General features: G+C 75.3%; 28 protein-coding genes. 3 read left to right on the forward strand and 25 right to left on the reverse strand.

The window, feature by feature from the left end; all coding sequences use genetic code 11:
• Window positions 1-12: 12 nt before the first annotated feature.
• The 9 genes from EPD83_RS10485 to pdxT all read right to left on the reverse strand — a co-directional run bounded on the left by EPD83_RS10485 (window position 13) and on the right by pdxT (window position 7776).
• Window positions 13-552 (reverse strand): adenine phosphoribosyltransferase, encoded by a 540-nt coding sequence (locus EPD83_RS10485; protein WP_128366457.1) that lies wholly within the window; start codon window positions 550-552, stop codon window positions 13-15.
• A gap of 11 nt (window positions 553-563) precedes the next feature.
• Window positions 564-1724, reverse strand: a complete 1161-nt coding sequence (gene secF / locus EPD83_RS10490; RefSeq protein ID WP_128366456.1) for a protein translocase subunit SecF — start codon at window positions 1722-1724, stop codon at window positions 564-566.
• Complete coding sequence (gene secD / locus EPD83_RS10495) at window positions 1721-3556, reverse strand: protein translocase subunit SecD (protein WP_165566567.1); 1836 nt, start codon at window positions 3554-3556, stop codon at window positions 1721-1723. Before secD ends, secF begins: the two co-directional genes overlap by 4 nt.
• Window positions 3556-3834 (reverse strand): preprotein translocase subunit YajC, encoded by a 279-nt coding sequence (yajC, locus tag EPD83_RS10500; protein WP_128368559.1) that lies wholly within the window; start codon window positions 3832-3834, stop codon window positions 3556-3558. The genes secD and yajC overlap by 1 nt, the downstream gene beginning before the upstream one ends.
• Window positions 3835-4004: 170 nt before the next feature.
• Window positions 4005-5126 carry a Holliday junction branch migration DNA helicase RuvB gene (gene ruvB, locus EPD83_RS10505; RefSeq protein ID WP_407676025.1) on the reverse strand — a complete coding sequence of 374 codons (1122 nt, stop codon included), beginning with the start codon at window positions 5124-5126 and terminating at the stop codon, window positions 4005-4007.
• Entirely contained in the window at window positions 5123-5731 is a 609-nt protein-coding gene (ruvA, locus tag EPD83_RS10510) for a Holliday junction branch migration protein RuvA (RefSeq protein ID WP_128367140.1), read from the reverse strand. Before ruvA ends, ruvB begins: the two co-directional genes overlap by 4 nt.
• Complete coding sequence (ruvC, locus tag EPD83_RS10515) at window positions 5728-6240, reverse strand: crossover junction endodeoxyribonuclease RuvC (protein ID WP_128367141.1); 513 nt, start codon at window positions 6238-6240, stop codon at window positions 5728-5730. The genes ruvA and ruvC overlap by 4 nt, the downstream gene beginning before the upstream one ends.
• A 97-nt stretch (window positions 6241-6337) precedes the next feature.
• The gene (locus EPD83_RS10520) at window positions 6338-7093 is read right to left on the reverse strand and encodes a YebC/PmpR family DNA-binding transcriptional regulator (protein WP_128367142.1); all 756 of its coding nucleotides are present in this window, start codon (window positions 7091-7093) and stop codon (window positions 6338-6340) included.
• An 80-nt stretch (window positions 7094-7173) separates the two neighbouring features.
• Entirely contained in the window at window positions 7174-7776 is a 603-nt protein-coding gene (gene pdxT / locus EPD83_RS10525; RefSeq protein ID WP_128367143.1) for a pyridoxal 5'-phosphate synthase glutaminase subunit PdxT, read from the reverse strand.
• A 62-nt stretch (window positions 7777-7838) separates the two neighbouring features.
• Between pdxT and EPD83_RS10530 the strand changes: the two genes are divergently transcribed.
• Window positions 7839-8378, forward strand: a complete 540-nt coding sequence (locus tag EPD83_RS10530; RefSeq protein WP_235950487.1) for a GNAT family N-acetyltransferase — start codon at window positions 7839-7841, stop codon at window positions 8376-8378.
• 16 nt (window positions 8379-8394) lie between these two features.
• Complete coding sequence (kynU, locus tag EPD83_RS10535) at window positions 8395-9630, forward strand: kynureninase (protein WP_128367144.1); 1236 nt, start codon at window positions 8395-8397, stop codon at window positions 9628-9630.
• On the opposite strand, the gene EPD83_RS10540 is transcribed toward kynU, so the two are convergent.
• From EPD83_RS10540 to pgsA, 10 genes are all read right to left on the reverse strand, one after another.
• Window positions 9623-11722, reverse strand: a complete 2100-nt coding sequence (locus EPD83_RS10540; protein ID WP_128366729.1) for a CapA family protein — start codon at window positions 11720-11722, stop codon at window positions 9623-9625. The genes kynU and EPD83_RS10540 overlap by 8 nt on opposite strands.
• Window positions 11719-12726 (reverse strand): poly-gamma-glutamate biosynthesis protein PgsC/CapC, encoded by a 1008-nt coding sequence (locus tag EPD83_RS10545; protein WP_128366728.1) that lies wholly within the window; start codon window positions 12724-12726, stop codon window positions 11719-11721. Before EPD83_RS10545 ends, EPD83_RS10540 begins: the two co-directional genes overlap by 4 nt.
• A complete protein-coding gene (gene pgsB / locus EPD83_RS10550) occupies window positions 12723-14051 on the reverse strand; it encodes a poly-gamma-glutamate synthase PgsB (protein WP_164896389.1) in 1329 nt (442 codons plus the stop codon). Before pgsB ends, EPD83_RS10545 begins: the two co-directional genes overlap by 4 nt.
• Window positions 14048-14914 carry a hypothetical protein gene (locus EPD83_RS10555; RefSeq protein ID WP_164896387.1) on the reverse strand — a complete coding sequence of 289 codons (867 nt, stop codon included), beginning with the start codon at window positions 14912-14914 and terminating at the stop codon, window positions 14048-14050. The genes pgsB and EPD83_RS10555 overlap by 4 nt, the downstream gene beginning before the upstream one ends.
• 96 nt (window positions 14915-15010) lie before the next feature.
• A complete protein-coding gene (locus EPD83_RS10560) occupies window positions 15011-16159 on the reverse strand; it encodes a GAF domain-containing protein (protein WP_165566568.1) in 1149 nt (382 codons plus the stop codon).
• 230 nt (window positions 16160-16389) lie between these two features.
• The gene (gene pdxS / locus EPD83_RS10565; RefSeq protein WP_128366420.1) at window positions 16390-17298 is read right to left on the reverse strand and encodes a pyridoxal 5'-phosphate synthase lyase subunit PdxS; all 909 of its coding nucleotides are present in this window, start codon (window positions 17296-17298) and stop codon (window positions 16390-16392) included.
• A 52-nt stretch (window positions 17299-17350) separates the two neighbouring features.
• Entirely contained in the window at window positions 17351-17950 is a 600-nt protein-coding gene (locus EPD83_RS10570; protein WP_235950488.1) for a hypothetical protein, read from the reverse strand.
• Entirely contained in the window at window positions 17947-19134 is a 1188-nt protein-coding gene (locus EPD83_RS10575) for a glycosyltransferase family 4 protein (RefSeq protein ID WP_128366419.1), read from the reverse strand. Before EPD83_RS10575 ends, EPD83_RS10570 begins: the two co-directional genes overlap by 4 nt.
• A complete protein-coding gene (locus tag EPD83_RS10580) occupies window positions 19131-20078 on the reverse strand; it encodes a phosphatidylinositol mannoside acyltransferase (RefSeq protein WP_235950489.1) in 948 nt (315 codons plus the stop codon). Before EPD83_RS10580 ends, EPD83_RS10575 begins: the two co-directional genes overlap by 4 nt.
• Window positions 20075-20689 (reverse strand): phosphatidylinositol phosphate synthase, encoded by a 615-nt coding sequence (gene pgsA / locus EPD83_RS10585; RefSeq protein WP_128366418.1) that lies wholly within the window; start codon window positions 20687-20689, stop codon window positions 20075-20077. Before pgsA ends, EPD83_RS10580 begins: the two co-directional genes overlap by 4 nt.
• A 90-nt stretch (window positions 20690-20779) precedes the next feature.
• Here pgsA and EPD83_RS10590 point away from each other — a divergent pair, with 90 nt between their 5' ends.
• Complete coding sequence (locus EPD83_RS10590; protein ID WP_128366417.1) at window positions 20780-21844, forward strand: threonine aldolase family protein; 1065 nt, start codon at window positions 20780-20782, stop codon at window positions 21842-21844.
• Window positions 21845-21923: 79 nt separating this feature from the next.
• Here the strand turns inward: EPD83_RS10590 and EPD83_RS10595 are convergent, their stop codons facing one another.
• The 6 genes from EPD83_RS10595 to EPD83_RS10620 form a co-directional block, all read right to left on the reverse strand.
• Window positions 21924-22445, reverse strand: coding sequence for an MSMEG_6728 family protein (locus EPD83_RS10595; protein ID WP_128366416.1), 522 nt, complete (start codon window positions 22443-22445; stop codon window positions 21924-21926).
• Between the two features lie 3 nt (window positions 22446-22448).
• The gene (locus tag EPD83_RS10600) at window positions 22449-22988 is read right to left on the reverse strand and encodes an HIT family protein (RefSeq protein ID WP_128366415.1); all 540 of its coding nucleotides are present in this window, start codon (window positions 22986-22988) and stop codon (window positions 22449-22451) included.
• A gap of 85 nt (window positions 22989-23073) precedes the next feature.
• Entirely contained in the window at window positions 23074-23889 is an 816-nt protein-coding gene (locus EPD83_RS10605; RefSeq protein WP_165566569.1) for an SDR family NAD(P)-dependent oxidoreductase, read from the reverse strand.
• Window positions 23890-23947: 58 nt separating this feature from the next.
• Window positions 23948-24412, reverse strand: coding sequence for a GNAT family N-acetyltransferase (locus EPD83_RS10610; protein WP_164896725.1), 465 nt, complete (start codon window positions 24410-24412; stop codon window positions 23948-23950).
• A gap of 84 nt (window positions 24413-24496) precedes the next feature.
• Window positions 24497-25306 carry a polyphosphate kinase 2 gene (gene ppk2 / locus EPD83_RS10615; RefSeq protein WP_235950490.1) on the reverse strand — a complete coding sequence of 270 codons (810 nt, stop codon included), beginning with the start codon at window positions 25304-25306 and terminating at the stop codon, window positions 24497-24499.
• Window positions 25307-25754: 448 nt separating this feature from the next.
• Window positions 25755-26396 (reverse strand): threonine--tRNA ligase (locus EPD83_RS10620; protein ID WP_235950491.1); only part of this gene is annotated, 642 nt, incomplete at its 5' end.

A 26396-nucleotide genomic window follows, 5' to 3' on the forward strand; every position in this document is an offset into this window, starting at 1 on the left:
TCTAGGCCCGGCTCAGCCGACCCGGTGCAGCGACCGGACCGGCCGCTCCCCCAGCGCCGCCCGCCCGCCGAGGAAGGCCAGCTCGACGACGCAACCGAACTCCACGACGGTGCCGCCGACCAGTTCCAGCAGGTCCCAGGCGGCCAGCGCGGTGCCGCCGGTGGCGAGGACGTCGTCGACGAGGAGGACCCGCTGCCCGGCGGCGAGGGCGTCGGCGTGCACCTCGATGGTCGCCGAGCCGTACTCCAGCTCGTAGGACGCCTCGACGGTGTCGCCCGGCAGCTTGCCGGCCTTGCGGACCGGGACGAAGCCGAGCCCGAGCTCGTGGGCCAGCGCCGCCCCGACGACGAAGCCGCGGGCCTCGACGCCGGCGACGAGGTCGACACCGCCCTCCCGCCAGGGTTCCGCCAGCCCGCGCACGACCGCGCCGAACGCGGCGGGGTCGGCGACGAGCGGCGTGACGTCCTTGAAGACCACCCCGGGCCGCGGGAAGTCGGGGACGTCCCGCAGCGACCGCGCGACGAGCGCGGACAGCTCGGCCTCCGCGGGCACGGCGGTTCCGCTCAGCGCTTGCTCTTCGGCGGTCGCTTGGGCTGGTTGCGGGGACCGGAGCGGGCGTACTGGTGCACCGCGCGCCCGGTGAGGGTCGAGCCCTCCTCGCGCTCGGCGGGGGCCCCGGCACCGACCGGCACCGGTGCGCCGTCGTCGCCGACGACCGGCCGGGCCGCGCGCTCGCGCTCGACCTTGGACCGGTGCCGCTCGGCGCGCTTGCCCAGCTCGACGACGGCGTCGTCGTTGCGCCGCAGCGTGACGAGGAACGGCGTCGCGATGAAGATCGAGGAGTAGGCGCCGACGAGGATGCCGACGAAGAGCACGAGCGAGAGGTCGACGAGCACGCCCGGGCCGAGGAAGACCGAGCCGACGACGAGCACCGCGGTGATCGGCAGCAAGCCGATGACGGTCGTGTTGATCGAGCGGACCATCGTCTGGTTGACGGCGAGGTTGGCGGCGTCGGCGTAGGTCATCCGGCCGTTGGCGAACGCCTCCTGGGTGTTCTCGCGGACCTTGTCGAAGACGACGACGGTGTCGTAGAGGCTGTAGCCGAGGACGGTGAGGAAGCCGATCATCGTCGCCGGCGACACCTCGAACCCGACGAGGGCGTAGATGCCGACGGTGATGACGAGGTCGTGCGCGAGGGCGAAGAGCGCGGCGGCGGCCATCTTCCAGTTGCGGAAGTAGATGCTCAGCATGACGACGACGGCGACGAGGAAGATGACGAGCGCCCGCAGCGCCTGCTGGCTCACCGAGGCCCCCCACGACGGCCCGATGAACGTCGCGCTCACGTCCCGCTCCGGGACGTCGAACGCCTGCGCGAGGTCGCCGCGGACCTTCTGGCTGTCGCTGTCGGAGAGGCGCTCGGTCTGCACGCGCACCGTGTCGTTGCCGACGAGCGTGACGTTGACGCCCTGGGTGTTGTCCGCGGCGCCGACGGCCTCCCGGGCGGTCTGCTCGTAGTCCTGGGGCGCCGCGGAGGTCGCGACCCGGAACTCCGAGCCACCGCGGAACTCCAGGCCGAGGTTGAGGCCCTGGGTCGCGAGGCCGAGGACCGCGATGAGGAACAGGGCGACGGAGCCGAGGTAGAACCGGCGCCGGGAGGCGACGACGGGGACCGAGCGCTTGCCGGTGTAGAGGTCGTTGCCGAGGTCGGAGAAGCTGAGGTTCATGCCCGGCTCCCTTCGGGCTGGCGGGCGGAGGCGGGCGGGGTGGTCTCGAACCTCCCGCGGCCGACGTACCGGGTGGTCTTGGCCCCGAGACGACTCGGGTCCAGCCCGGACAGCGGGTGGCCGTCGCGGAAGAACGGCCGCCGCGACAGCACGGTGAGCAGCGGGTGGGTGAACCAGAAGACGATGAGGACGTCGATGAGCGTCGTGAGACCGAGGGTGAAGGCGAAGCCGCGGACGCTGGAGCTGGCCAGCACGTACAGGACGATCGCGGCGAGGAAGTTCACGGCGTCGGCGATGAGGACGGTGCGCTTGGCGCGCTTCCACCCGGTCTCGACGGCGCTGGCCAGGGACCGCCCGTCGCGCAGCTCGTCGCGGACCCGTTCGAAGTAGACGATGAACGAGTCGGCGGTGAAGCCGATGGCGACGATGAGCCCGGTCACCCCCGCCATGTCGAGGCGGAAGTTCTGTGCCCACCCGAGCACGGTGATCGTCAGGTAGGTGAGGAGCCCGGCCACGACGATGGAGGCGATCGTGACGAACCCCAGCGCGCGGTACTGGAAGAGGGAGTACACGACGACGAGCAGGAGCCCGACGAGGCCGGCGATGAACCCGTAGCGCAGCTGCTCGGAGCCGAGCGTCGGGCTGATGTCGACGCTGGACTGCTCGACGAAGGAGAGCGGCAGCGCACCGAACTTCAGCTGGTCGGCCAAGGCCCGGGCCGACTCCAGGGTGAAGTTGCCGGTGATGCTCGCGCGGCCGTTGGGGATGGCCTCGTTGAACTGCGGCGCGACGATGACGCGCGAGTCGAGGGTGGCGGCCAGCTGGTTCTGCGGTGAGGGCAGCGTGACCATCTTGCGGCTGATGTCGGCGTACTGCCGGCTGCCCTCGCTGTTGAAGGACAGCGCGATCTCGACGGTGGAGGTCACCGTGCCCTGCTGGTTGGTCTGGTACCCGGCGCTGGCGTCGCTGATCTTGTCGCCGGAGACGACGACCGGGCCGAGGACGAACTTCGCCGTCCCGGTGTCGTCGCACGTGACGAGCGGCTTCGCGGGGTCGTCGCGCAGGTTGTCCAGGGCGTTGGGCTGGGAGCAGTCGAGCTGCTCGAACTGCCGCTGGATCTGCGGGGTGATCCAGGCCAGGTCGGTGGCGTCGGTGGGCGTGACGCCCTCGCCGCCGGAGGCCGACGGGGACGGGCTCGGCGAGGCGGACCCGGACGGCGACGCCGACGGTGAGGCGCTGCCGCTGGGCGACGGCGACTCGGCGGTGAGCACCCGGTTGAGGACGCCGTTGCTCGTCGAGGTGGCGCTGGGGGCGGGCGAGGCGGTGGCGGACGCACTGCCGGAGGGCTGCGCGGAGCCGGAGGCCGACGGCCGCGGGCTCGGGCTTCCCGACGGGGCGCCGCTGCCGGAGGGGCTGGGGCTCGCGGTGGGCTGCGGGGCGCCGTTCGCGACGGCGAGCACCGGGCGGAACTGCATCTGCGAGGACTTGCTGATGGCGTCCCGGACGGCCTGGGTGGGGATCTCCGGGATGCTCACGACGATGTTCTCGCTGCCCTGGGTCGTCACCTCCGCCCCGGACACGCCGTTGGCGTCCACGCGCTGGACGATGATGTTGCGCGCCTGGTTCAGCTGCTCGGCCGACGGCCGGCCCGCGTTGGTCTGCGGCTCGAGGATGATCTGGGTGCCGCCCTTGAGGTCCAGGCCGAGCTTGGGGGTGGCCTGCCCGGTGCCCCAGACGATGGTGCCGGCGAGCAGCCCGCCGAGGGCGACCGTGAGGACGGTGAGCGCGATGAGGGCCCGGCGGGCGACGGTGCGGGGCGCGGTGGCGGCCATCAGGCGGCCTCGGGGGCGCGCATGCCGATGGCGCGGCGGTCGAAGCGCAGCGTGACCCCGCTGCCGGCGTCCAGGGTCGCGACGGTGTCGTCGAGGGCGGTGATCGTGGCGTACAGGCCCGAGGTCGTCACGACCTCGTCACCGACGGCGAGCGAGGACTGGAGGGTCTGCACCTGCTTGGCCCGCTGCCGCTGGGTGAAGAACATCCAGACGATGAGCAGGAACGGCAGTCCCAGGACGAGGAGGTAGGCGAGGCCGGAGCCGGAGCCGGATGACATCGTTGAACAGTCCTTGTGGCGGTCGCGCGTGGGTTCGCCCGGCGGGAGCGGGCAGTGGATCGGCCCGGACGCACCGGGCCGAGGGCCCACTCTAGGCGAGAGCCGGACACGTCTCCAACGAAGCAGGGGTCCCGCGCGTGCCCGGCGGGCGAGGCCGCCGGGAGAGGCGGTCAGGGGGCGAACCGGCCCGGGCCGGAGTCCTCCAGCGGCAGCGCCTCCTGCTGTGCGGTCTCCCGTGGCACCGCGAGACCCAGGTGGCGCCAGGCGGCCGCCGTCGCGGCGCGACCGCGGGGGGTGCGCAGGACGTAGCCCTCGCGGACGAGGTAGGGCTCGGCGACGGTCTCGACGGTGTCGGCCTCCTCGCCGACGGCAACGGCGAGGGTCGAGAGCCCCACCGGCCCGCCGCCGAAGCGGCGGCACAGGGCCTCCAGGACGGCCCGGTCGAGGCGGTCCAGCCCGGCCTCGTCGACGTCGAAGAGCGCGAGGGCGGCCCGCGCGGCCCGGGCGTCGACGACGCCCTCGCCGTGCACCTGGGCCCAGTCGCGGACCCGACGCAGCAGCCGGTTGGCGATGCGCGGGGTGCCGCGGGAGCGCCCGGCGACCTCCGCGACGCCGGCGCCGTCGGCCTCGACGCCGAGCAGGCCGGCCGAGCGCCGCAGGATGGTCACGAGGTCGGCGACGTCGTAGAAGTCCAGGTGCCCGGTGAAGCCGAAGCGGTCGCGCAGCGGGGCGGGGAGCAGCCCCGCGCGGGTCGTGGCCCCCACGACGGTGAAGGGAGGCAGCTCCAGCGGGATGGCGGTGGCGCCCGGGCCCTTGCCGACGATGACGTCGACCCGGAAGTCCTCCATCGCGAGGTAGAGCATCTCCTCGGCGCTGCGGCTCATCCGGTGGATCTCGTCGAGGAAGAGCACCTCGCCCTCGTCGAGGCTGGACAGGACCGCGGCGAGGTCGCCGGCGTGCTGGATCGCCGGGCCGCTGGTCACCCGGATGGGGCGCTCGAGCTCGGCGGCGACGATCATCGCCAGGGTCGTCTTGCCGAGCCCCGGCGGGCCGGAGAGCAGGACGTGGTCGGGCGGGCTGCCGCGGCGGCGGGCGGCCTCGAGGACGAGCCCCAGCTGGTCGCGGACCCGGGGCTGGCCGGGGAACTCCGCCAGGCGGCGCGGACGCAGCGCGGCCTCGACGACGCGCTCGTCGTCGGTGCCGGCGGCGTCGAGCACCCGGGCCGTCGCGTCGAGGGACCCGTCGGCCTCCCGGACCTCGCTGCGGAAGCCGTCCGGCAGCCCGGCGCTCACCGGCGCATCTCCCGCAGGGCCAGGCGCAGGTACGTGGCCACGTCGGCGCCCTCCGGCGCCGTCCCGGCGACGGACTCGACGGCGTCGGACGCCTGCTTCGCGCTCCAGCCCAGGCCGACCAGCGCCTCGGCGACCTGGTCGCGCCAGGCCTCGCCGCGGGTCGGGAGAGGCGCGACGGGCGCCGCGCCACCGCCGGTGCCGTAGGTGGTGGCGACCTTGTCCTTGAGCTCGAGGACGAGGCGCTGGGCGGACTTGGCGCCGATGCCCGGGATGGCGGTGAGGGCCTTGGCGTCGCCGGTGGTGAGCGCGGCGGCGAGCTCGTCGGGCCCCATGACCGAGAGCATGGCCAGGGCCAGCCGCGGCCCGACGCCGGACACGGTCTGGACCGTCTCGAACATGTCGCGCTCGGAGCCGCGGCCGAAGCCGTAGAGGGTGAGGGAGTCCTCGCGCACGACGAGCGTCGTCGCCAGGATGGCCTCCTGCCCGGCGTGGCAGGCGGCGGCCGTGGCCGGGGTGGTGTGCACGAGCATGCCGACGCCCCCCACCTCGACGACGACGTGGTCGAGCCCGACGTGACCCACGGGCCCGCGCACCGACGCGATCACGACCGGGTCCCCTCGGCGAGGGCCGCGAGCCGCGAGGTCTGCGCGCCGCGCCAGGCGTGGCAGACGGCCAGGGCCAGCGCGTCGGCGGCGTCGGCCGGCCGCGGGGCGCTGCTCAGGCCGAGGATGCGGGTGACCATGGCCGTGACCTGGGCCTTGTCGGCCCGGCCGGACCCGGTGACGGCGGCCTTGACCTCGGTGGGGGTGTGGAAGACGACCGGGGTGCCGCGGCGGGCGGCGGCGAGCAGCGTCACCGCCGTCGCGTGCGCCGTGGTCATGACGCTGCGGACGTTGACGTCGGCGAACACCCGCTCGACGGCGACGACGTCGGGCGCGTAGCGGGTGAGCCAGGCCTCGATCTCGCGCTCGAGGTAGAGCAGCCGCTCCCCCGGGTCGGCGTCGCCGGGGGTGCGCACGACGCCGACGGCGACCATGGCCGCGCGCCCGGGACGGCCGTCGACGACACCGAGGCCGCACCGGGTGAGGCCGGGGTCGACGCCGAGGACGCGCACGCGGGACTCCTGGGGAGCGATTGGAACACCTGTTCGGTGGTCACGCTACGACAGGGGCGGCGGGCCCGACCGGAGCGACACGCGTCCGGCGGCGCGCTCAGTCCTCGTCGAGCTCGGCGAGGACGTCGTCGGGGATGTCGCCGTTGGCGTAGACGTCCTGGACGTCGTCGGAGTCCTCGAGCGCCTCGACGACGCGGATCATCTTCTTCGCGCCGTCGGCGTCCAGCGGCACCTGGAGGTTCGGCACCCAGGCGGCCTCGGCGGAGTCGTAGTCGACCCCCGCCTCCTGCAGCGCCGTGCGCACCGCGACGAAGTCGCTCGCCTCGGAGACGACCTGCCAGGCCTCGCCGTGGTCGTTGATCTCCTCGGCGCCGGCCTCGAGGACGATCTCGAGGAGCTCGTCCTCGGTCTTCTCCGACTTCGGCACCATGACGACGCCGCGCCGGTCGAAGACGTAGGAGACCGAGCCGGGGTCGGCCAGCTGGCCGCCGTTGCGGGTGAGGGCGGTGCGGACCTCGGCCGCCGCCCGGTTGCGGTTGTCGGTGAGGCACTCGATGAGGATGGCGACGCCGCCGGGCGCGTAGCCCTCGTAGGTGATCGTCTCCCAGTCGGCCCCGCCGGCGGTGGCGCCGGAGCCGCGCTTGACCGCGTTGTCGATGTTGCTGTTCGGGACCGAGGACTTCTTCGCCTTCTGGATGGCGTCGTACAGCGTCGGGTTGCCGGTGGGGTCGCCGCCGCCGGTGCGCGCGGCCACCTCGATGTTCTTGATGAGCTTGGCGAACAGCTTGCCGCGCTTGGCGTCGATCGCCGCCTTCTTGTGCTTGGTGGTCGCCCACTTGGAGTGGCCGCTCATGAACGCTCCCTCGTACGCAGTGTCCGGGTTCCGACCCTCCATCCTAGGGGCGGGTGGGGACGCGCCTCCTCGGCCCGGGCTCAGCCCCGGCGGACGAGGTCGACGAAGTACGCGTGCACCCGGTGGTCACCGGTGACCTCGGGGTGGAAGCTCGTGGCGAGCAGCCGGCCCTGCCGCGCGGCGACGACCCTGCCCTCGGCGGGACCGGACTCGACCCGCGCCAGGACCTGCACGTCGGGGCCCGCCTCCTCGATCCACGGCGCTCGGATGAACACCGCCCGCAGCGGCTCGCCGCCGAGCTCGCGGACGTGCAGGTCGCTCTCGAAGGAGTCGACCTGGCGGCCGAAGGCGTTGCGGCGGACGAGGACGTCCATGCCCCCGAGGGTCTCCTGACCGGGAGCCCGGTCGACGAGGCGGTCGGCGAGCAGGATCATCCCCGCGCACGAGCCGTAGACCGGCAGCCCGTCGGCGATCCGCTCGCGCAGCGGCCCCTGGAGGTCGAACGCGCGCACGAGCTTGTCCATCGTGCTCGACTCGCCCCCGGGGACGACGAGCCCGTCGACCTCGGCGAGCTCGCGGGGGCGGCGGACGGTGACGGGACGGGCGCCGTGCTCGGCCAGCGCCTCGAGGTGCTCGCGCACGTCGCCCTGGAGGGCGAGGACGCCGACGGTCGGGGTGCTCACGCGGCCGATGCTACGAGGGCCGCGCCCGCCGGCCCCGGCCGGTCCGGACGTACGCTCCCGGCGTGGACGACGACCTCCTCGTGCGCGACCGGCGCGCCGACGACCTGCCGGAGCTGGCCCGGATCCTCGCGGCCCAGCAAGGTGCCTCCCGCTACCCGGTGCGCTGGCCGCTGCCCTTCCCGGTCGAGGAGTTCATCGTGCGCCCGGGCGAGCTCGGGGCCTGGGTCGCCGAGACCGGCGGCCGGGTCGTCGGCCACGCCTCGGTCATCACCCCGCGCCCGGGCTGGGAGGCCGACGGCTGGGTGGCCGCCACCGGCGAGCCCGTGGACCGGCTCGCCGCCCTCAGCGTCCTCTTCGTCGACCCGCGGGTGGCCGGGCGCGGCATCGGCGGTCGGCTGCTCGACACCGCCGTCGACCGGATCCGCGCGCTCGGGCTGCGGCCGGTGCTCGACGTCGTCGACGCCCACTCCGCCGCCGCCCGCCTCTACCGTCGGCGGGGCTGGCAGGTGGTCGGCGAGGCCCACCCGGAGTGGCTGCGGCCGGAGCACGGGTCGATGCTGCTCATGACGCTGCCGGCCGAGCCACCGGGCGTCACCGCCTGACGTTACGGTCGTGCCCATGGCCGACCTCACCGACCGGGCCGTGGCGCTCGACGCCGAGCACGCGGACACCGACCTGCGCGACCGCTTCCGGCTGCCGGAGGGGCTGGTCTACCTCGACGGCAACTCCCTCGGAGCCCTGCCCGCCGCCGTCCCGGAGGTCGTCGCCGACGTCGTGCGGCGGCAGTGGGGCGAGCGGCTCATCGCCAGCTGGAACGAGGCGGACTGGTGGGGCGCCCCGACCCGGGTCGGCGACGCGATCGGCGCGCTCGTCGGCGCGGCCCCGGGCCAGGTCGTGTGCACCGACTCCACGACCGTGAACCTCTACAAGGCGGTCGTCGCCGCCGCCCGGATGCGGCCGGGCCGGCGCGTCGTCCTCACCGACCCCGCCTCCTTCCCCACCGACCTCTACGTCACCGCGGCCGCGGCCCGCGACGCCGGGCTCGTCGTCGAGCACGTGGCGCCCGGCGACGTCCCCGACCGCGCGGCCGCGCTCGGCGAGGAGCTGGCGCTGGTCTCCTACAGCTCGGTCGACTACCGCACCGGCGAGCTGTGGGACCTCCCGGCCGTCACCGCCGCCGCGCACGCCGTCGGTGCGCTCGCCTGCTGGGACCTGTGCCACTCCGCGGGCGTGCTCGACGTGGGGCTCGACGCGCACGGGGCCGACCTCGCCGTCGGCTGCGGCTACAAGTACCTCAACGGCGGCCCCGGCGCGCCGGCGTACCTGTACGTCGCCACCCGCCACCAGGACGACTTCGACCAGCCGCTCGCCGGGTGGAACGGCCACGCGGCCCCCTTCACGATGGCGACCGACTACGTGCCCGCGCCCGGCGTCTCCCGCGGACGGGTCGGCACCCCGCCGCTGCTGTCGATGCTCTCCCTCGAGGCCGCCCTCGGCGCCTACGACGGGGTGGGCGTCGCCGACCTGCGGGCCCGGTCGCTGTCGCTCACCGGCTTCTTCCTCGACTGCCTCGACGCGCTCGTCCCGGACGCCGAGGTCGTGACGCCGCGCGACCCGGCCCGCCGTGGCTCGCAGGTCAGCCTGCGCCACCCCGGCGCCTACGGGGTCGTCCAGGCCCTCGTCGCCCGGGGCGTCGTCGGCGACTTTCGCGAGCCCGACGTCGTCCGGCTGGGGTTCGCGCCGATGTACCTCGCCCACACCGACGTGCTGCGGGCCGCGGAGCAGCTGCGCGACGTCCTCGCCGCCGGCGAGCACGAGCGGCCGGAGCACGCCACCCGCGCCACCGTCACCTGAGCGGCGCGTCGCCGCCGACGTCGGCGTCGTCCCGGGAGAGCAGCGTCGGCCCGCCGAGGGCCGACTCGACGGTGTCGAAGCGCCGACCGCCGCGCCCGTTCTCGTCCCAGGCGACGAGCCGCACGTCGTCGACCCCGAGGTAGCGCAGCGTCTGCCCCCCGTGCGGGGCCTGCACCCGGGCGAACACCTGGGCCGCGACGACACCGTCCGGCACGACGAGGTCGAGCCGCACCGGTGCGCAGTCGCCGGAGTCGCGGGCGACCTCGGGTACGACGAGCTCGCTCGTCGAGCTGCTGCCCCCGCTCATCGCCCGGTACCACCGCACCTCGAGACGGGCGCCGGTGCTGGCCCGCCGGACGTCCGCGAGCAGCGACAGCTCCTGGCCGGGGCGGACCGGGGCACGGTGCTCGATGGTGGCGATGACGTCGCGCGTGCTGAGCGGCGACCGGGCGAGCTCGAGGCCGCGCGGCGCCGCCTCGTCCTCCCCGGTCGTGCACGCGGCGGCCGGGGTGATGCGGGCGTAGCGGCCGAGGTCCCACAGCCGGTCGGCACCGGTGTCGGCGTCGTCGCCCTCGTCGACGAGCCAGAGCCGGTCCGCGCCGCCGTCGCGGCCGACGGCGACGGCGCCGAAGTCCCCGGTGCCGAAGAGGACGTCGAAGCCGCCGCGCACCCCGGGCTGGCTCGGCAGCCACCAGCCGGGCGCGAGGCGGGCGGGGGTGCGGGCCTCGAGCTCGGCGGTCGTCGTCAGCGGCACGGTGTCGGCCCCGGGGTCCAGACGGGCACCCCCGGCGTCGAGGCGGGCCGGGCCCGGGACGGTGCCGGCGGCGATCCGCGCCACGGCGTCGGCGAGCCCGCCGACGGCCGGGCGCGGGCGGTAGCCGTCGACGAGCACCGGGTCGGCGCCGACCGCCACCGGACGGCCCCCGCGGACGTCGACGCGGGCCAGGTAGGTGGGCAGGGTGTCCCACAGCTCCTGGTCGAAGACGATGTTGCCCATGCTCTCGGCGAAGACCGCGTCGCCGGTCGTCGTGAGCCCGCCGACGACGTGCGGGTGGCCGGCGACGACGAGGGTGGACCCGGCGTCGGCCGCGACCCGGGCGAGCCGCCGGACGGCCGGGGTCTGGGTGCGGACGTACTCGACGTCGCCGTGGATCATCACGACGACGACGTCGGCGCGGGACCGGGCGTCGCGGACCGCCCGGTCGAGGCGCCCGGCCTCGCAGGCCGCCGCCCCGGGGTCGGTCGCCGTCGCCACGTAGGGCACGGCGTGCTGCGCGCCGGTCACCGTCGTGCAGCCGAGGAACGCGACCCTGGTGCCGCGGCGCTCGACCACCGCCGGCGCCCACGCCTGCTCCGGGGTGTCGCCGGCGCCGAAGTGGGCGATGCCGGCGGCGTCGAGGGCCCGGACGGTGCTGTCGACCCCGGGGCCGAGGGCGTCCGCGGCGTGGTTGTTGCCGAGCGAGACGACGTCGACACCGGCGAGACGCAGCCCTTCCGCCATCGCGGTCGAGGAGGCGATGACGAGGTCCTTGGTCGGGTGGAACCCGCGCACCCGGCGGCCGCCGCGCTCGACGACGGGGTCCGCGACGAGCGGGGTCTCGAGGTTGACGACGGTGAGGTCGGAGTCGGCGAGGAGGGGCCGGACCGCCGAGAGCACTGCCGCGTGGTCCGCGGGGGTGGCGTTCGGGGCCAGGAGTGGCGGCGCGCCGTCGCGGGAGGTGAAGAAGCGGCGGCCCATCATCGCGTCGCCGCCGAAGCGGAGCGAGACCGCGCCCTCGCCCCGGCGGGTGAGGACGACCCGGGTCGGCACGCCGGGCTCGAGCACCTGGGCCCGCGCGAGGTGCCCGGGGCTCCTCACGTCGGCCACGGCCGCGGCGTCCGCGGGTGCCCGGAACCGGCCGTCGGCGCCGGTGCGGACGGTGGCGTCGCCGAGTCGGACGGTGGCCCCGGCCACCGGGGCGCCGGTGTCGTCGACGACGAGCCCGGACGCGGGGCGGGCGGGGCCGTCCTGGGCGCCCGCGTCGAGCTGGGTGAGGCCGGCGACGGCGAGCGCGCAGGCGGCGACGACACCGGTGAGCCGCAGCGCGCTCACGCCGTCACCCCGGCCCAGCCGAGCCCGGAGAACACGAGGTTGGCCACGGCGACGACGCCGGTCGCGCTGATGGCGACGCCCCAGGCGGTGCGCTCCCACCCCTGGCGCTGGGCGTCGTTGGCCACGAGCGCGGGGACCATGAGCGTCGCGATGGTCATGCCGAGCATCGGCACGTAGGAGCCACCGGTGCGCTCGACGACCAGCCCCTCGAGGGTCCAGCCGATGACGGCGCCGACGAGCAGCATCGTCGCGAGCTTGCGCCGGCCGAAGACGAGTAGCCGCGGCATCATCACGTGCACGACGACCACCCAGGTGAGCACGGCGACGACCGCGATGAAGACGAGGTCGTACCAGCGGGTGCTCACGAGGGCGACGTAGGCGCCGGTGATGAAGCCGCCCGAGCGGACCCCGAACCGGGAGAAGGCGAGGATGCCGACGAGCACGCTCGCGGTGACGGCGACGACGAGCATCCCCGGCGGGAACCCGGTGGTCGAGGACAGGTCGCCGACGGCGCCCTCGTGCGGCGGCGCGACGACCTCGAACACGGCGTCGAGGACGACGGCGAAGAGGAAGAGGCCGACGGCGGTGACCCCGATGGCCAGCAGGGTGCGCTTCGGCTGCTGGCGGGACATGTCGTGGGCGATGAGGCCGGGCACGAGGAAGCCGACGCCGGCGAGCGCGGCGAAGGCCGGGTCCAGCCGCCCGAGGAGCGCCGCGAGCCCGGTGAAGAGGAGGACGAAGCCGAGCCCGACGACGAGCTCCACCTCGAACTTGCGCCGTCCGTAGAGGATGACCCGCCGCGAGACGACCCGCGCGACGACGAGGTAGGTGAGGTAGCCGGAGGTGAGGGTGACCAGGACCGACAGCGGGCTGGAGACGGCCAGGGCCAGGTACGGCGGGACGATGGCGCCGCCGGTGGTCAGCTGGAAGCGCTCGTAGAAGAGCATGCCGAGGATGACACCGACGACGAGCGTGATGCGCATGACCTCCGGGGTGAACGTCACGCCCGGACCACCTCGGCCACGAGGGCCCGCTGGGCGGCCGAGCGCATCCGGGTGAGGGCGCGGGGGGCGCGCTCCCACTGCCGCGAGGCCTCGATCTCGTCGACGTGGTCGCTGCCGGCGAGCTCGTGGAAGTGCTCGATGAGCAGCTCGGCCTGGTCGGTGTGGATGTTCACCATGCCGACGAGGACGCCGCGCTCCCCCGGCACGAGGCGGGCGACGGTGTCGAGGATGTCGTCGAGGGAGGGGCCGACGGTGTCGCCGAGGCGGTGGATGCGGTCGGCGCCGTAGCCGCGCTCGACCATCGTCGGGATGACGGTGTCCTCGTACGCGCCGAAGGTGATGACGTGGTCGAGGTAGCGCTCGAGGTCGTCGGGCACCATGTGCGCGAAGAGCTCGGCCCGGCGGCCGCGGTCGGAGCGGTTGTTGAGGATGCCGACGACCGGCGCCCCGGGCGGGAACTGGCCGACGAGGTTCTCGAAGGTGAAGATGACGCTCTCACGGTCGTTCGCGGCGAAGAGCGGCACCCACAGCACCTCCTTGCCGCGGATGTCGTAGCTGCGCAGCCGCACGACGCCGACGTCCGGCACCGACTTCCACATCCCCTCGACCGCCCGGGTCCGCGGGATGCCGAGCAGCTCGGCGATGGCCAGCCCGACGGCGACGTTCTCCTTGAACTGGATGTAGTCGAAGCCGGTCATGTCCTCGTCGAGGACGCCGGCGGGGTCGGCGTACACGAACCGCGACCCCCGCGCCTCGGCCGCTGCACGCAGCCGCTCGCGCAGGTGCGGACGGTCCTCGGCGGTGACGAGCACGCCGTTCCAGGGCACGGTGTTGCACAGCGAGTCGGCGATCTCCTCGAGCGTCTCGCCCATCTCCTCCTGGTGGTCCAGGCGGACGTTCGTGATGATCGTGACGTCGGACCGGATCATGAAGTCCTGGCTGTAGCGCTGGTAGAGCGGCCGCACGGCCATGCACTCGACGACGAGGGCGTCGACCTCGGGCAGGACGTGCTCGGCGACGACGTCGAGCTGCTCGTTGATCGTCGCGGCGCCCCGCCGGGTGATGGCGCGCTCCTCCCCCGTGGGCAGGATGACCCGCGCGGCGCTGCCGGTCGTCTTGGCCAGGGCGACGTAGCTGCCCTCGCGCAGGACGGCGGCCACGAGCCGGGTGACGGTGGACTTGCCGCGGATGCCGTTGACGTGGATGCGCACGTCCAGCTGGTCGATGCGTGCGTCGTGGGCCCGGATGGAGCGCCGCCAGTACGCGACGGTGAGCAGGACGAGGGTGAGGAGCACCCCGAGCGGGACGACCGTGGTCGGGCTCACGCGGCCGCCCCGCGGGCCTGCGCCTCGGCCCGCGCCCGGCCCCGGCCGAGCAGGTGGTCCGCGGTGCGGGTGGAGTCGTCGGCCGCGACGAGCACCGAGTGCAGCGCCACGACCTCGCCGAGCCGCCGCCGGGTGCCGGCCTCGCGGTCGGCGAAACCGGTGCCGAGCGCGTCCTCGACGACCCGGCCGAGGACGTGCCAGGCGTGGCTCTCGGCGGTGTCGGGCAGGACGACGCCGAGCACCTCGTCGGTGAGGGCGAAGGGGACGTCCGCGGGGCGCGTCGAGGCCTCCAGCGCCCGGGCCAGGGCCTTGGTCACCCGGCGCCGGCGCTCCTCGCCCGGGGCCTCCCCCGGCTCCTCGCCGAGGTGCTCGACGTGCAGCAGCACGACGCTGAGCGGCCGGTCGGCGACCGCGCGCCGGGCCAGCTCCTCGTCGATGCGCATCCGGGCGGTGGCGGCGTCCAGCAGGCCGAGGGTGTGCAGGCTCGGGGCGACGGCCCCGTGCGGCGGGGTCGACAGGTGCCGCGCGGTGCGCCGCACGAAGGCGCCGGTGAGCCCCGAGGACCAGCCCAGGCCCACGACGAGGAGCACCTCGACGACGTGGACGACGTCCCAGCCGCCCCACCAGCGGTGGGCGAGGACGACGACCACGGCGCCGACGAGCCCGACGACGATCCCGAGCAGCCCGTCGAGCACCGCGGCCCCGGCGCCGACGAGCAGCGTGACGACCGCGACGACGAGCGCCACCCGGTGGGTGTCGCGGCCGGCGAGGACCCCGAGGGCCAGGACGAGCGCGGCGGTGGCGACGAGGTGGGCGGCGGCGTGCGACGCGCGCCAGGTCCGCTCAGTCGAGACCGCGTCCATCGGCGGGCTCCTTCCGCGCGGACCAGCGCAGCTGGGCGGCGACGAGCAGGGCCCCGAGGAGCGCGAGGGCCACGAGCCCGTGGAGCAGCGACCCGGTCATCCGACGTCGACCCCCCAGGCGGTGAGGAACCGCACGCCGAGCTCGTCGCACCGGGCGCGCACGGTCCGTCCGCGGACCATGACGACGCCGCCGGACACGAGCAGGCTCGGCGGCTCGCCCCCCGGCGCCCCTCCGGGCCGGCGGACGGTGGACTCGAAGCGGCCCACCGCGGCGGTGAGGGTGGCGACGTCGCAGCGGCGGCCGGGCGCGTCGACGACGAGCCGGGCCGACGGCCCGCCCCGCACGTCCTCCGCCGACCCGGGGACGAGCCGAAGGCTCACGACGACGTCCTCCTCGCCCTCGGCGAGGGTCACGGCGTGGAGCAGGGCGACGACGCCGGCGCGGACCCCGGCGTCCTCGGCGAGGACGGGGACGGGCTCGGGGTGCAGTCGCGGCCGGACCCGGACCCCGGTGGGGGTCGCGGCGACGGCGCGGACGGCGGCGGTGACCCCGACCCGCAGGTCGGTGGGCGAGAGGTCGGCGAGGGCGTCCCGGCCGGGGGCGAGGACGTTCTCGAGCCGCAGGACGTCCTCGGTGAGCGCGTCGACGCTGCCGCGGACGAGGGCCCCGCGGGCCCGCAGGCCGACGTCGGGGGTGCCGTCCACCTCGTGGAGCAGCGTCGAGACGGCGTGGCTCGTCCCGTCGATGCCGGTGGCGACGGTGTCCCAGCCGCGGGTGACCCGCTCGGCGAGCGAGACCCGGGCGCGGGTGGCGAGCTCGTGCTCGACGACGGTCGCGACCTCTGCGAGGTGGGCGAGCTCGTCGGTCGACCACGGCCGGCTCAGGGTGTCGGCGGCGCCGACGACACCGACGACGCGGCCGGCCTGGCGGACGGGGACGACGGCGAGGGCGGCGATGCCGCACAGCTGCGGGTCGCCGGCGTCGGCCGCCCACTCGATGTCGCCGAGGTCGACGAGGGTGAGGCGCTGCACCGTGGCGGCGAGGTGGGCGAGGACGTCCCGCAGGCGGGGTGTGCCGCCGACGGGGACGTGGACGCCGGTGCCGCGGCGGGCGCGGCAGCGGACGAGGTCGCTCTCGCCGAGCGAGAGCACCCCGACGGGGGCCTCGGCCCCTCCGGCCGCGAGGCCGGCGAGGGTCGAGAAGACGTCGTGGGCGGGACCGACCCGCAGGTCGGCGAGGGCCACGGCCGCAGGGTCAGAGGTCTGCGGTGTGGGGGCGGGGGGCATGGCAAGGGCATCGGACACGGCCACCGAAATTCCTCTCCGGGCGTGGAAAAGCGGTGATCGCACGCTAGGGACGCCCCGCGGGGGACGTCCCGGTATTTCCACACCCGACCGGGTGATCGGCGGCGCCGGTCGAGCCGAACGGACGACCCGGCGTCCGCCGGGTGGCCCGCCGGCCGGCCCCGCGGGCTCTACCAGCCGCGCTCGGCGAGGCGGTGAGGCTCGGGGATGTCGTCGACGTTGATGCCGACCATGGCCTCGCCGAGCCCGCGCGAGACCTTGGCGATGACGTCGGGGTCGTCGTGGAAGGTCGTCGCCTGGACGATGGCCTCGGCCCGCTGCGCCGGGTTGCCGGACTTGAAGATGCCGGACCCGACGAAGACGCCCTCGGCGCCGAGCTGCATCATCATCGCCGCGTCGGCCGGGGTGGCGATGCCGCCGGCGGTGAAGAGCACGACCGGCAGGCGGCCGGTGTCGGCGACCTCCTTGACGAGGTCGTAGGGCGCCTGCAGCTCCTTGGCCGCCACGTAGACCTCGTCCGGGCTCATCGAGCGCAGGCGGTTGATCTCGCCGCGCATCTTGCGCATGTGGGTCGTCGCGTTCGACACGTCGCCGGTGCCGGCCTCGCCCTTGGAGCGGATCATCGCCGCGCCCTCGGTGATCCGGCGCAGCGCCTCGCCGAGGTTGGTCGCGCCGCAGACGAAGGGCACGGTGAACTGCCACTTGTCGATGTGGTTGGCGTAGTCGGCCGGGGTGAGCACCTCGGACTCGTCGACGTAGTCGACCCCGAGGCTCTGGAGCACCTGGGCCTCGACGAAGTGGCCGATGCGGGCCTTGGCCATGACCGGGATGGAGACGGCCTCGATGATCGAGTCGATCATGTCGGGGTCGCTCATCCGCGACACCCCGCCCTGGGCCCGGATGTCGGCGGGCACGCGCTCGAGGGCCATGACGGCCACCGCGCCGGCGTCCTCGGCGATCCGCGCCTGCTCGGCGGTGACGACGTCCATGATGACGCCGCCCTTGAGCATGTCGGCCATCCGGCGCTTGACGCGGGTCGTGCCGGTTCCGGTGGTGGGAGGGGTCTGGTGCTCGGTCATGCGCCCGATTCTAGGTCCGTCGCGCGGGTGCTCCGGACCGCGGCCCGCCGGCTCAGCGGGCGAGGGCGGGCGGCAGGTCGTCGTCGAACTCGACCCGCTCGGGCAGGGCGGCGTGGCCGGCGAGCCGGAAGACCCGGACCGCCCACTTCGCCCGCACCCGGCGGACCTCGCGGACCGCGTCGTTGTGGAAGCGCCGGGCCATCCGCACCCGCAGCGCGCTGGCGGCGATGCGCTCGACGGAGTCCTCGACGAGCTCGTCGTCCTGCGCCCGCAGGCGGGCGAGGACCTCCGGGGTCAGGGTGAGGCCGAGCACCTCGGTGAGGGTGCTCTCGACCTGCTCGCGGCCGCCGAAGTGCTGCCCGTCGAGCAGGTCCTCGGCCAGCGGGTGCTCGGTCGTCCGCTCGACGGAGTCGGTGGCGGCGTCGGCCAGCAGCAGCGCGGTGGCGGGGTCCAGGGCGCCGCTGTTCGCGAGCTCGAGGGTGGCCTCGGCGCGCCGGACGAGCTGGGCGTCCAGCGCCGACATCGCGCCCTCGACCTTCGCGTGCAGCCGGTCCAGGCGGGCCGCGGCGTAGGAGAGGTACCAGGCGACGGCGATGAGGGCGATGACGACGAAGGTCGTCACCTGGAGGACGTCGATGTCGAGCGGGCTCACGTCGGCCCGCCCTCGGGCGCCCCGCGGACCAGCCGGCCCCACAGGCCGCGGGGGGACTCGGCGAGGTCGGCCCGCACGCCTTCGAGGACGGTCTCGTAGACGGCCATGACCTGCCGGGACACCGGCCGCCAGTCGAAGACCCGGGCCCGCTCCCCGCCGGCGGCCCGCAGCGACATGCGCAGCGCGTCGTCCGCGAGGACCCGGACGAGGGCGTCGGCCAGCGACCCGGCGTGCCCGGCCGCGTGGAGGACGCCGGTGCGCCCGCCGTCGAGCACCCGCGCGAACGCGGCGAGGTCCGAGGCGACCACCGGCGCCCCGGCGGCCATGGCCTCGACGAGGACGATGCCGAAGCTCTCGCCGCCGAGGTGCGGGGCGACGTAGGCGTCGACCGAGCGCAGCAGCGACTGCTTGTCGTCGTCGCTCACGGCGCCGAGGACCTCGGTGGCGGCGGCGGCGCGGGGGTCGGCGTGCCGCAGGAGCGGGTCGGGGTCGCCGGGGCCGGCGACGAGCAGGCGCGTCCCGGGCCGGGCGTCGAGGACGGCCGGCAGGGCGCGCAGCAGCACGTCGAGGCCCTTGCGCGGCTCGTCGACCCGGCCGAGGAAGGCCAGCGTCGGGCGCTCGGGGCTGCCCTGCCAGTCCGGCCGCAGCGGCGCGGTCGCGAAGCGGTCGACGTGGACGCCGTTGGGCACGACGTAGGTGTCGCCTCCGAGGTGGCGGTGCACCGTGCTCGCCGCGTCCTCGGACACCGCGATCCGCGCACGGATCTTCTCCAGCGACGGCCGCAGCAGCGGGCTCGCGGCGTGCATCGCGCGGGAGCGGACGGTCGAGGTGTGGAAGGTGGCGACCACCGGCTCCTCGGCGGCCCACAGGGCCATGAGGGAGACCGACGGGGTGACCGGCTCGTGGAGGTGGACGACGTCGAACCCGCCGGTCTCGAGCCAGCGGGTGACCCGGGAGGACGTCACCGGCCCGAAGGTCAGCCGGGCGACGGAGCCGTTGTAGCGCACCGGGACCGCGCGCCCGCAGGAGACGAGGTAGGGCGGCAGGTCGGCGTCCTCGTCGGCGGGGGCGAGGACGGAGACCTCGTGCCCCTCGGCGAGGAAGACCTCGGCGAGGTCGCGGACGTGGAACTGCACCCCGCCGGGCACGTCGAAGGAGTACGGGCAGACCATCCCGATCCTCATGCCGCCCCCTCCCCCGCGCCCGCCGGGGTCCGGGCCGGGTCCAGGTCCTCGGCGAACACCCGCTGGAGCATGTGCCAGTCCGCGGTGTGCGCCGTCACCGCGGCGCCGAGGGCGTCGGCGCAGGCCTGGGTCATGGCGAGGACCTTCTCGCGGGTGGCGCCCGTCTCCGGCACGGGGACCTGCGGGTGGAACGTGACGACGATGCCCCAGCCGCGCCCGCGCCGCTCGTGGCGGATGGTCACCGGGAAGAGCGGCCGCCGCTCGGCGAGGGCGAGGGCGGCCGGGCCGGGGGCCATCCGCGCGGGCCGTCCGCAGAGGTCGACGGTGACGCCGTGGTGGGTGAGGTCGCGGTCGGCGAGCAGCGGGATGACGCCCCGCCGCCGGGCCGCCTCGCGCAGCGCGGGGAAGACGGCCGGGCCTCCGGTGAGCGGGAGGATGGTCATGCCGAGGCCCTCACGGAAGCGCAGGAACTCCGCGAACACCTCCTCGGGCTCGAGCCGCTCGGCGACGGTCGTCACCGGGCCGAGGTGCAGCCCGCACCAGGCGCCGGCCAGGTCCCAGTTGCCGGTGTGGCCGAGGAAGCAGACGACCGAGCCGCCCTCCTCGAGCACGGCCCGGACCGGCGCGTCCCCCTCGGTGCGCACCCGGGCGGCGAGGTCGGCGGGGGTGAGGACGGGCAGCCGGAAGGCCTCGCAGTAGTAGCGCAGGTAGCTGCGCATGCCCTCGCGGACGAGGGCGTCCAGGCGGGCGTCGTCGAGCTCGGGCCGGACCCGCGCGTAGTTGGCCCGCATCCGGCGCGCCCCGCCACGCGCGACGGTGACGGCGGCGGCCGCGTCGAAGAGCCGGTAGGCCGCGCGTTCGGGCATCCGGCGGACGGCGGCCCAGCCGGCCCGGTGCCCGGCCAGGGTCAGCGCGTCGGCGACCGACGACGGCAGCCCACTCACGCCGCGGCCAGGGCCTGCCGTCGCACGGTGAGCATGCGCTGGACGACGGTGACGAGGCTCGCGACGGCGAGCAGGACGAGCACGACGCCCAGGAAGACCGTGGGGATGCCGAACAGGCCGGTGAGCCCGGTGGCCACGAGGACGGCGACGAGCCGGTCGGCGCGCTCGGCGATGCCGACGTCGGCGGTCATCCCGAGGCCCTCGGCGCGGGCCTTGGCGTAGGAGACGACGCTGCCGAGGATGAGGCAGGCCAGGGCGAGGGCCGCCATGTAGGCGTTGCCGCCGTCACCGGCGTACCAGAGCACGAGGCCGCCGAAGATCGCGGCGTCGCCCACCCGGTCCAGCGTGGAGTCGAGGTAGGCGCCCCAGCTGCTCGAGCGGTCCAGGCGCCGCGCCATGATCCCGTCGACGGTGTCGGAGAAGACGAACGCGGTGATGACGAGGGTGCCGACGAGGAACTCGCCGCGCGGGTAGAACGCCAGCGCGCCGACCGCCACGCCGAGGGTGCCGATGATCGTCACGACGTCGGGGCTGATCCCGAGCCGGATGAAGAACGAGGCGACCGGCGTGAGGATCCTCGTGAAGAACGCGCGCGCGTAACGGTTGAGCATGGTGGCGCCAGCGTAGTGGGGAGAGCGCCCCGCGCCCGTCCGCACCCGGCCCCCGCGCCGCGCCGGTCCCTCGTGGGGCACGATCGGCGGATGGACGCGGAGACCCTGGCCCGGCGGGCCGCCTGCCACACCTTCCTCCACGCCGACGGGTACGTTCCCCCCGCGACGCTCCTGGCGAGCGTCCCGGCCGACACCGTGCCCGACGTCTACGGCGAGGGCGGGGTCGTCGCCGAGCTCGAGGCCCATGTCGCCGACCTCCTCGGCCACGAGGCCGGGGTCTTCCTCCCCAGCGGGACGATGGCCCAGGCCGCGACGCTGCGGGTCCACGCCGACGCCCGCGCCCGGCGGACCGTCCTCTGGCACCCGCTGTGCCACCTGGAGCGGCACGAGCTGCAGGCGCACGCCCGCCTCCACGACCTCGTCGGCCGCCCGGTCGGCGAGCCGGACCGGCTCGTCACGCTGGCCGACCTCGGGGCCGTCGCCGAGCCGCCCGCCGCCCTCCTGCTCGAGCTGCCGCAGCGGGACCTCGGCGGGCAGCAGCCGCCGTGGGACGACCTCGTCGCCCAGGTCGGGTGGGCGCGGGAGCGGGGGGCGGCGGTGCACCTCGACGGGGCCCGGCTGTGGGAGGCCTCGGCCGGCTACGGGCGGCACCCGCGCGAGGTCGCCGCCCTCTTCGACACGGCGTACGTCTCGTTCTACAAGGGCGTCGGCGCGCTGGCCGGGTGCGCCGTCGTCGGTCCGCGCCCCGTCGTCGAGGAGGTCCGCGAGTGGCGGCGCCGGCTCGGCGGGACGCTGTACGGGCTCTGGCCGGCCGCCGCCTCCGCCCTCGCCCTGCTCCCCGACCGGCTCGCCGAGATGCCGCACCGCCTCGAGCACGCCCGGGCCGTCGCCGCCGCGCTGTCCGACCTCCCCGGCGTCACCGTCGTCCCCGAGGTGCCGCAGTCGCCGATGATGCACCTGCTGCTGGACACCACGGCGGACCGGTTCGCGGAGCGCGCCCGCCGGCTCGCGGAGGACGAGGGGGTGTGGACCTGGGCGGCCGCCCGTCCGACCGGCGACCCGCACCGGGTCCGGGTCGAGCTCGCCGTGGGCCGGGCCACCCTCGACCTGCGTCCCGAGCGGGTCGCCGGGATCGTCGCCGCCCTCCTCGGCTGACCGGGACCACGCCGCACGCCGGGAGCCACCGGGGCCGCCGGACGGCCCGTGGCGTGACCCGGTCGGCGCGGGCGGTGGGTCAGGGGCGGCGGGTCTTCGCGGTCGCGGCGCGCTCGGCGGCGCGCCGCTCGCGCGCGACGGCGGCCTCGGAGCGCACCGGCCACACGTAGGGCAGGTCGTCCGGGACGTCCGGGAAGAGCGGCCCGTAGTGGTCGGGGTCCTTGCGCACGAGGGCGGAGCGGTGGCTGAGCCGCAGGTCCCGGTCCAGGAGCCAGGGCGGCAGCCCGCCCGCCGCCGCGAGGTCGCGGTAGGCGCGGATGCGCCCGACCCCGGCAACGGCGAGGTCTGCGACGATCGTCTCCGCGCAGGTGTCGGCGTGCCCGCGCCCGACCCACTCCTCGCACATCGTCAGCCCGTACCGCCCGAGCGCCTCGAGGTGCCCGCGCCACATGAGGACCGCCGGGTGGTTCGCCCACCCGTAGCCGGGCACGGTGAGCGCCCGGACGATCTGGAGGGTCTCGACGCGCTGCTTGCCCAGGCGCTTGTCGTCGAGGACGCGCGCGCTGGCGCGGAAGTCGGCGTGGGGGAGGAAGGTCTGCACCGGTCAGGCGGGCCAGTGCTCGACGAGCCGGCCACGCACGTCCTCGAGGAGCACCGGCAGCGCCTTGGTCCGCGCGACGATGGGCAGGAAGTTGCTGTCCCCGCCCCAGCGCGGCACGACGTGCTGGTGCAGGTGGGCGGCGACCCCGGCACCGGCGACCGCCCCCTGGTTCATCCCGAGGTTGAAGCCCATCGGCGCGGACGCCGCCTCCAGGGCCCGGACGGCGGCCTTGGTCAGCGCCGTGAACTCGGCCGTCTCGTCGTCGGTGAGGTCGACGTACAGCGCGACGTGCCGGTAGGGGCAGACGAGCAGGTGGCCGGGGTTGTACGGGAAGAGGTTGAGGACGACGTAGCCGTGCTCGCCGCGGTGCACGACGAGGCCGTCGGCGTCGTCCTTGCCGGGGGCCGCGCAGAACGGGCAGCCCTCGCCGCCGTCGGGGTCGGGCCGGTCGCCCTCGATGTAGGCCATCCGGTGCGGCGTCCACAGCCGCTCGAAGCCGTCGGGCTCACCGGTGAAGTCGGCGGGGTCCTCGAGCTGCGCCATGCCCCGATCCTAGGTGGGCCCGCGGGCGGCGTGCCGTCGGGCCCGTCGCCGGGACGCGCCCCCTCGACGCGGCCGGGCGAGCGTGTCACCGCAGGTGGCTGGCCCCGTTGAGGTCGAGCACCGCACCGGAGGCCCACTCGGCCTGCGGGCTCGCGAGGGCGAGGACGGCGGCCGCGACCTCCTCCGCCTCGGCGACCCGCCCGAAGGGGCTCTGCGCGCGGGTGGCGGCGGCCGCGTCCGGGTCGGCGAGGGCGTACCCGGCCATCTCGGTGCGCACGAACCCGGGCGCGACGCTCGTCACCGCGATGCCGTGCCGGCCGAGGTGCTGGGCCATCGACTGCCCGAAGGAGTGCAGACCGGCCTTGCTCGCGCCGTAGGCCGGGATCTCCGGCTCGCCGCGGTAGGCCCCGCGCGACCCGACGTTGACGACCCGGCCGGCCGGCAGCCCGCCCGCGGGCGGCACGTCGATCATGTGCCGGGCGACGCACCACGTGAGGTGGGCCGGGCCCAGGAGGTTCGTCGCCAGCGTCCGCTGCCACACCGCCACCCAGTCCTCGTACGTCGTCCCGTCCAGCGGGTGGTCGCCGCGGCGGCTGCCGGAGGACCCGGGCGGCACGATCATCGCGGCGTTGTTGACGAGGACGTCGACCCGGCCGAGGACGTCGACCGCGGCGTCCGCGAGCCGGGCGACCGCGTCGGGGTCGGCGAGGTCGGCGGCCAGGCGCGCGTGCCCGGGTCCGGGCAGCGAGGCCAGGACCTCCTCGGCCCGGTCGGCGGTGTCGGCGCTGCGGTGGTGGACGACGACCCGGTCGCCGCGGGCGGCGAAGGCGCGCGCCACGGCGGCGCCGACGCCGCGCGAGGAACCGGTGACGAGGACGCCGCGGGAGGGGGTGTCGGGCATGCGCGTCACCCTAGCCAGCCGGTGCCGTGGGCCCCGGCGCCGGCCGGTCGACGGCGGTTCAGCCCAGGACGAGCTCGACGACCCGCTCGGCCGGCGGCGCGAACCCCAGCCGGGTGTAGAGGGCCCGGGCGGCGGGGGCCGCGGGCATCCGGACCGTGCGGACGCCGTCGGCCCGGGCCCGGTCGAGCAGGGTGCGCAGCAGCCGCTCACCGATCCCCTCGCCCCGGGCGTCCGCGGTCACGTAGAGGAAGTCGACGTCGAGGCGGGCGCCGGCGGGCTCACGGACGGTCGGCAGCAGCGGCACCCGGCTGCCGTGAACGGTGCCGAGCGGGCGGCCGGACGGCTCCTCGGCCAGCCAGGTCCGCCGCGAGCGGTCCCGCAGCCAGGCGTCGGCCAGCGTGTCGAGGTAGCCGGCCGGCACCGCGCGCCCGCGCTCGCGGTCGTCCTGGAGGTGGAGGGCGGCGACCGAGAAGGCGTCGGTGGGCGCGGCCTCGCGCACCCGCAGCGCCCGCGTCGTCTCCACGCGCCCAGCATGACGGATGGACCGGGCGCCGCGCAGCACGTCCGCGGCGCGGTGCCGTGCCCGGGCGACCCCCGGAGGTGGGGGTCAGCCGCGCGCGTCGGCCTCGAGGCGGGCGGCGTGGTCGGGGACGACGTTCGAGACGTCGCGCGGCGGGCGCTCGTACCCGGTGGGCTCGGGCCGCGGCGGGACCTCGACGACCGGGCGGTCGACCCGTTCCCACGGCACCTGGCCCAGCAGGTGGTGGATCATGTTCACCCGGCTGCGGCGCTTGTCGTCGGACTCGACCTCGAACCACGGGGCCTCGGGGATGTCGGTGTGGACGAACATCGCGTCCTTGGCCCGCGAGTAGTCCTCCCACCGCGTGATCGAGGCGACGTCGTTGGGGCTGAGCTTCCAGCGGCGCATCGGGTCCTCGGCCCGCGAGCGGAACCGCTTCTCTTGCTCGGTGTCGGAGACGCTGAACCAGTACTTCAAGAGGATGATCCCGTCCTCGACGAGCATCCGCTCGTAGGTCGGCGCCTGCCGCAGGAAGCGCTCGTACTGCTCCTCGGTGCAGTAGCCCATGACCCGCTCGACGCCGGCGCGGTTGTACCAGGACCGGTCGAGCAGGACGATCTCGCCGGCGGCCGGCAGGTGCGGGACGTAGCGCTGGAAGTACCACTGCGAGCGTTCTCGCTCGGTCGGCGCCGGCAGGGCCACGATCCGCGCGACGCGGGGGTTCAGGTACTCGGTGACGCGCTTGATGGTCGAGCCCTTGCCGGCGGCGTCGCGGCCCTCGAAGACGACGACGATCCGCGCGCCCGTGGCCTGCACCCACGCCTGCAGCTCGACGAGCTCGGCCTGCAGGCGGCGCAGCTCGCGCTCGTACAGCTTCTTCTTCATCCGTCCGGCCATGGCGGGCTCCGTTTCGCGGACCCCGGTGCGGGACACCGGGCCCGGCGGTCGAGAACGGTCGGTGACATGGTGAGGCCCCGGGCAGTATGAGTGCCCGGGGCCTCGGCGACGTGGCGTGATGCTCCGCGTCTCGCGAGTCGGGGTCCGGTCGCCGCCACCCGCATCACCGGGTGGCTCCTCGCGGCGAAACCGCGGGGCCTGGCGGCCTCTTCCGTCTCGGTCCCTCCACCACCTCGGTGGTGGAGTGGGTCATGTCTAGTCCTCTGCGCCTCGTGCTGGCAAGGGGGCGGCGGGACCTCTTCCCGTCGCGTCCGCCGACGGCGGCGTGTCGTCGGCGTGTCGTGTGACGCGCGTGACCGTCGCCCGACCTGTGGACCACGCGTCCCGCCATGCGGGACCGCGCCGCGACGACCGCCCCGGGACCGGGGTTCCGGCCCCGGAGGCGCAGTCAGACCTGGCGCCGGTCCGCGACGGCCGCGGCGATCTCGGCGACGGCCTCGTCCACGGGCACGCCGTTCTTCTGGCTCCCGTCCCGGTAGCGGAACGACACCGCGCCCGCGTCCCGGTCCTCCCCACCGGCGATGAGGACGAACGGCACCTTGGCCTTGCTCGCGTTGCGGATCTTCTTGGGGAAGCGGTCGTCGGAGGTGTCCAGCTCGAAGCGCAGCCCCGCGGCCCGCAGCTTCTCGCCGACTTGGGACAGGTACGGGACGAACTCCTCGGCCACCGGGACGCCGAGCGCCTGCACCGGCGAGAGCCACGGGGGGAACGCGCCGGCGTAGTGCTCGACGAGGACCCCGATGAAGCGCTCGATGGACCCGAACTTCGCCGAGTGGATCATCACCGGCTCCTGGCGGGAGCCGTCCGCCGCCTGGTACTCCAGCCCGAACCGGTGCGGCTGGTTGAAGTCGTACTGGATGGTCGACATCTGCCAGGTCCGGCCGATGGCGTCGCGCGCCTGCACGGAGATCTTCGGCCCGTAGAACGCGGCGCCTCCGGGGTCCTCGACGAGGTCGACGCCGAAGGACTCGGCGGTGCGGCGCAGGACGTCGGTGGCGGCCTCCCACTGCTCGTCGGAGCCGATGAACTT

It is taken from the genome of Phycicoccus flavus, from assembly GCF_004025965.2.
GTDB lineage: Bacteria > Actinomycetota > Actinomycetes > Actinomycetales > Dermatophilaceae > Phycicoccus > Phycicoccus flavus.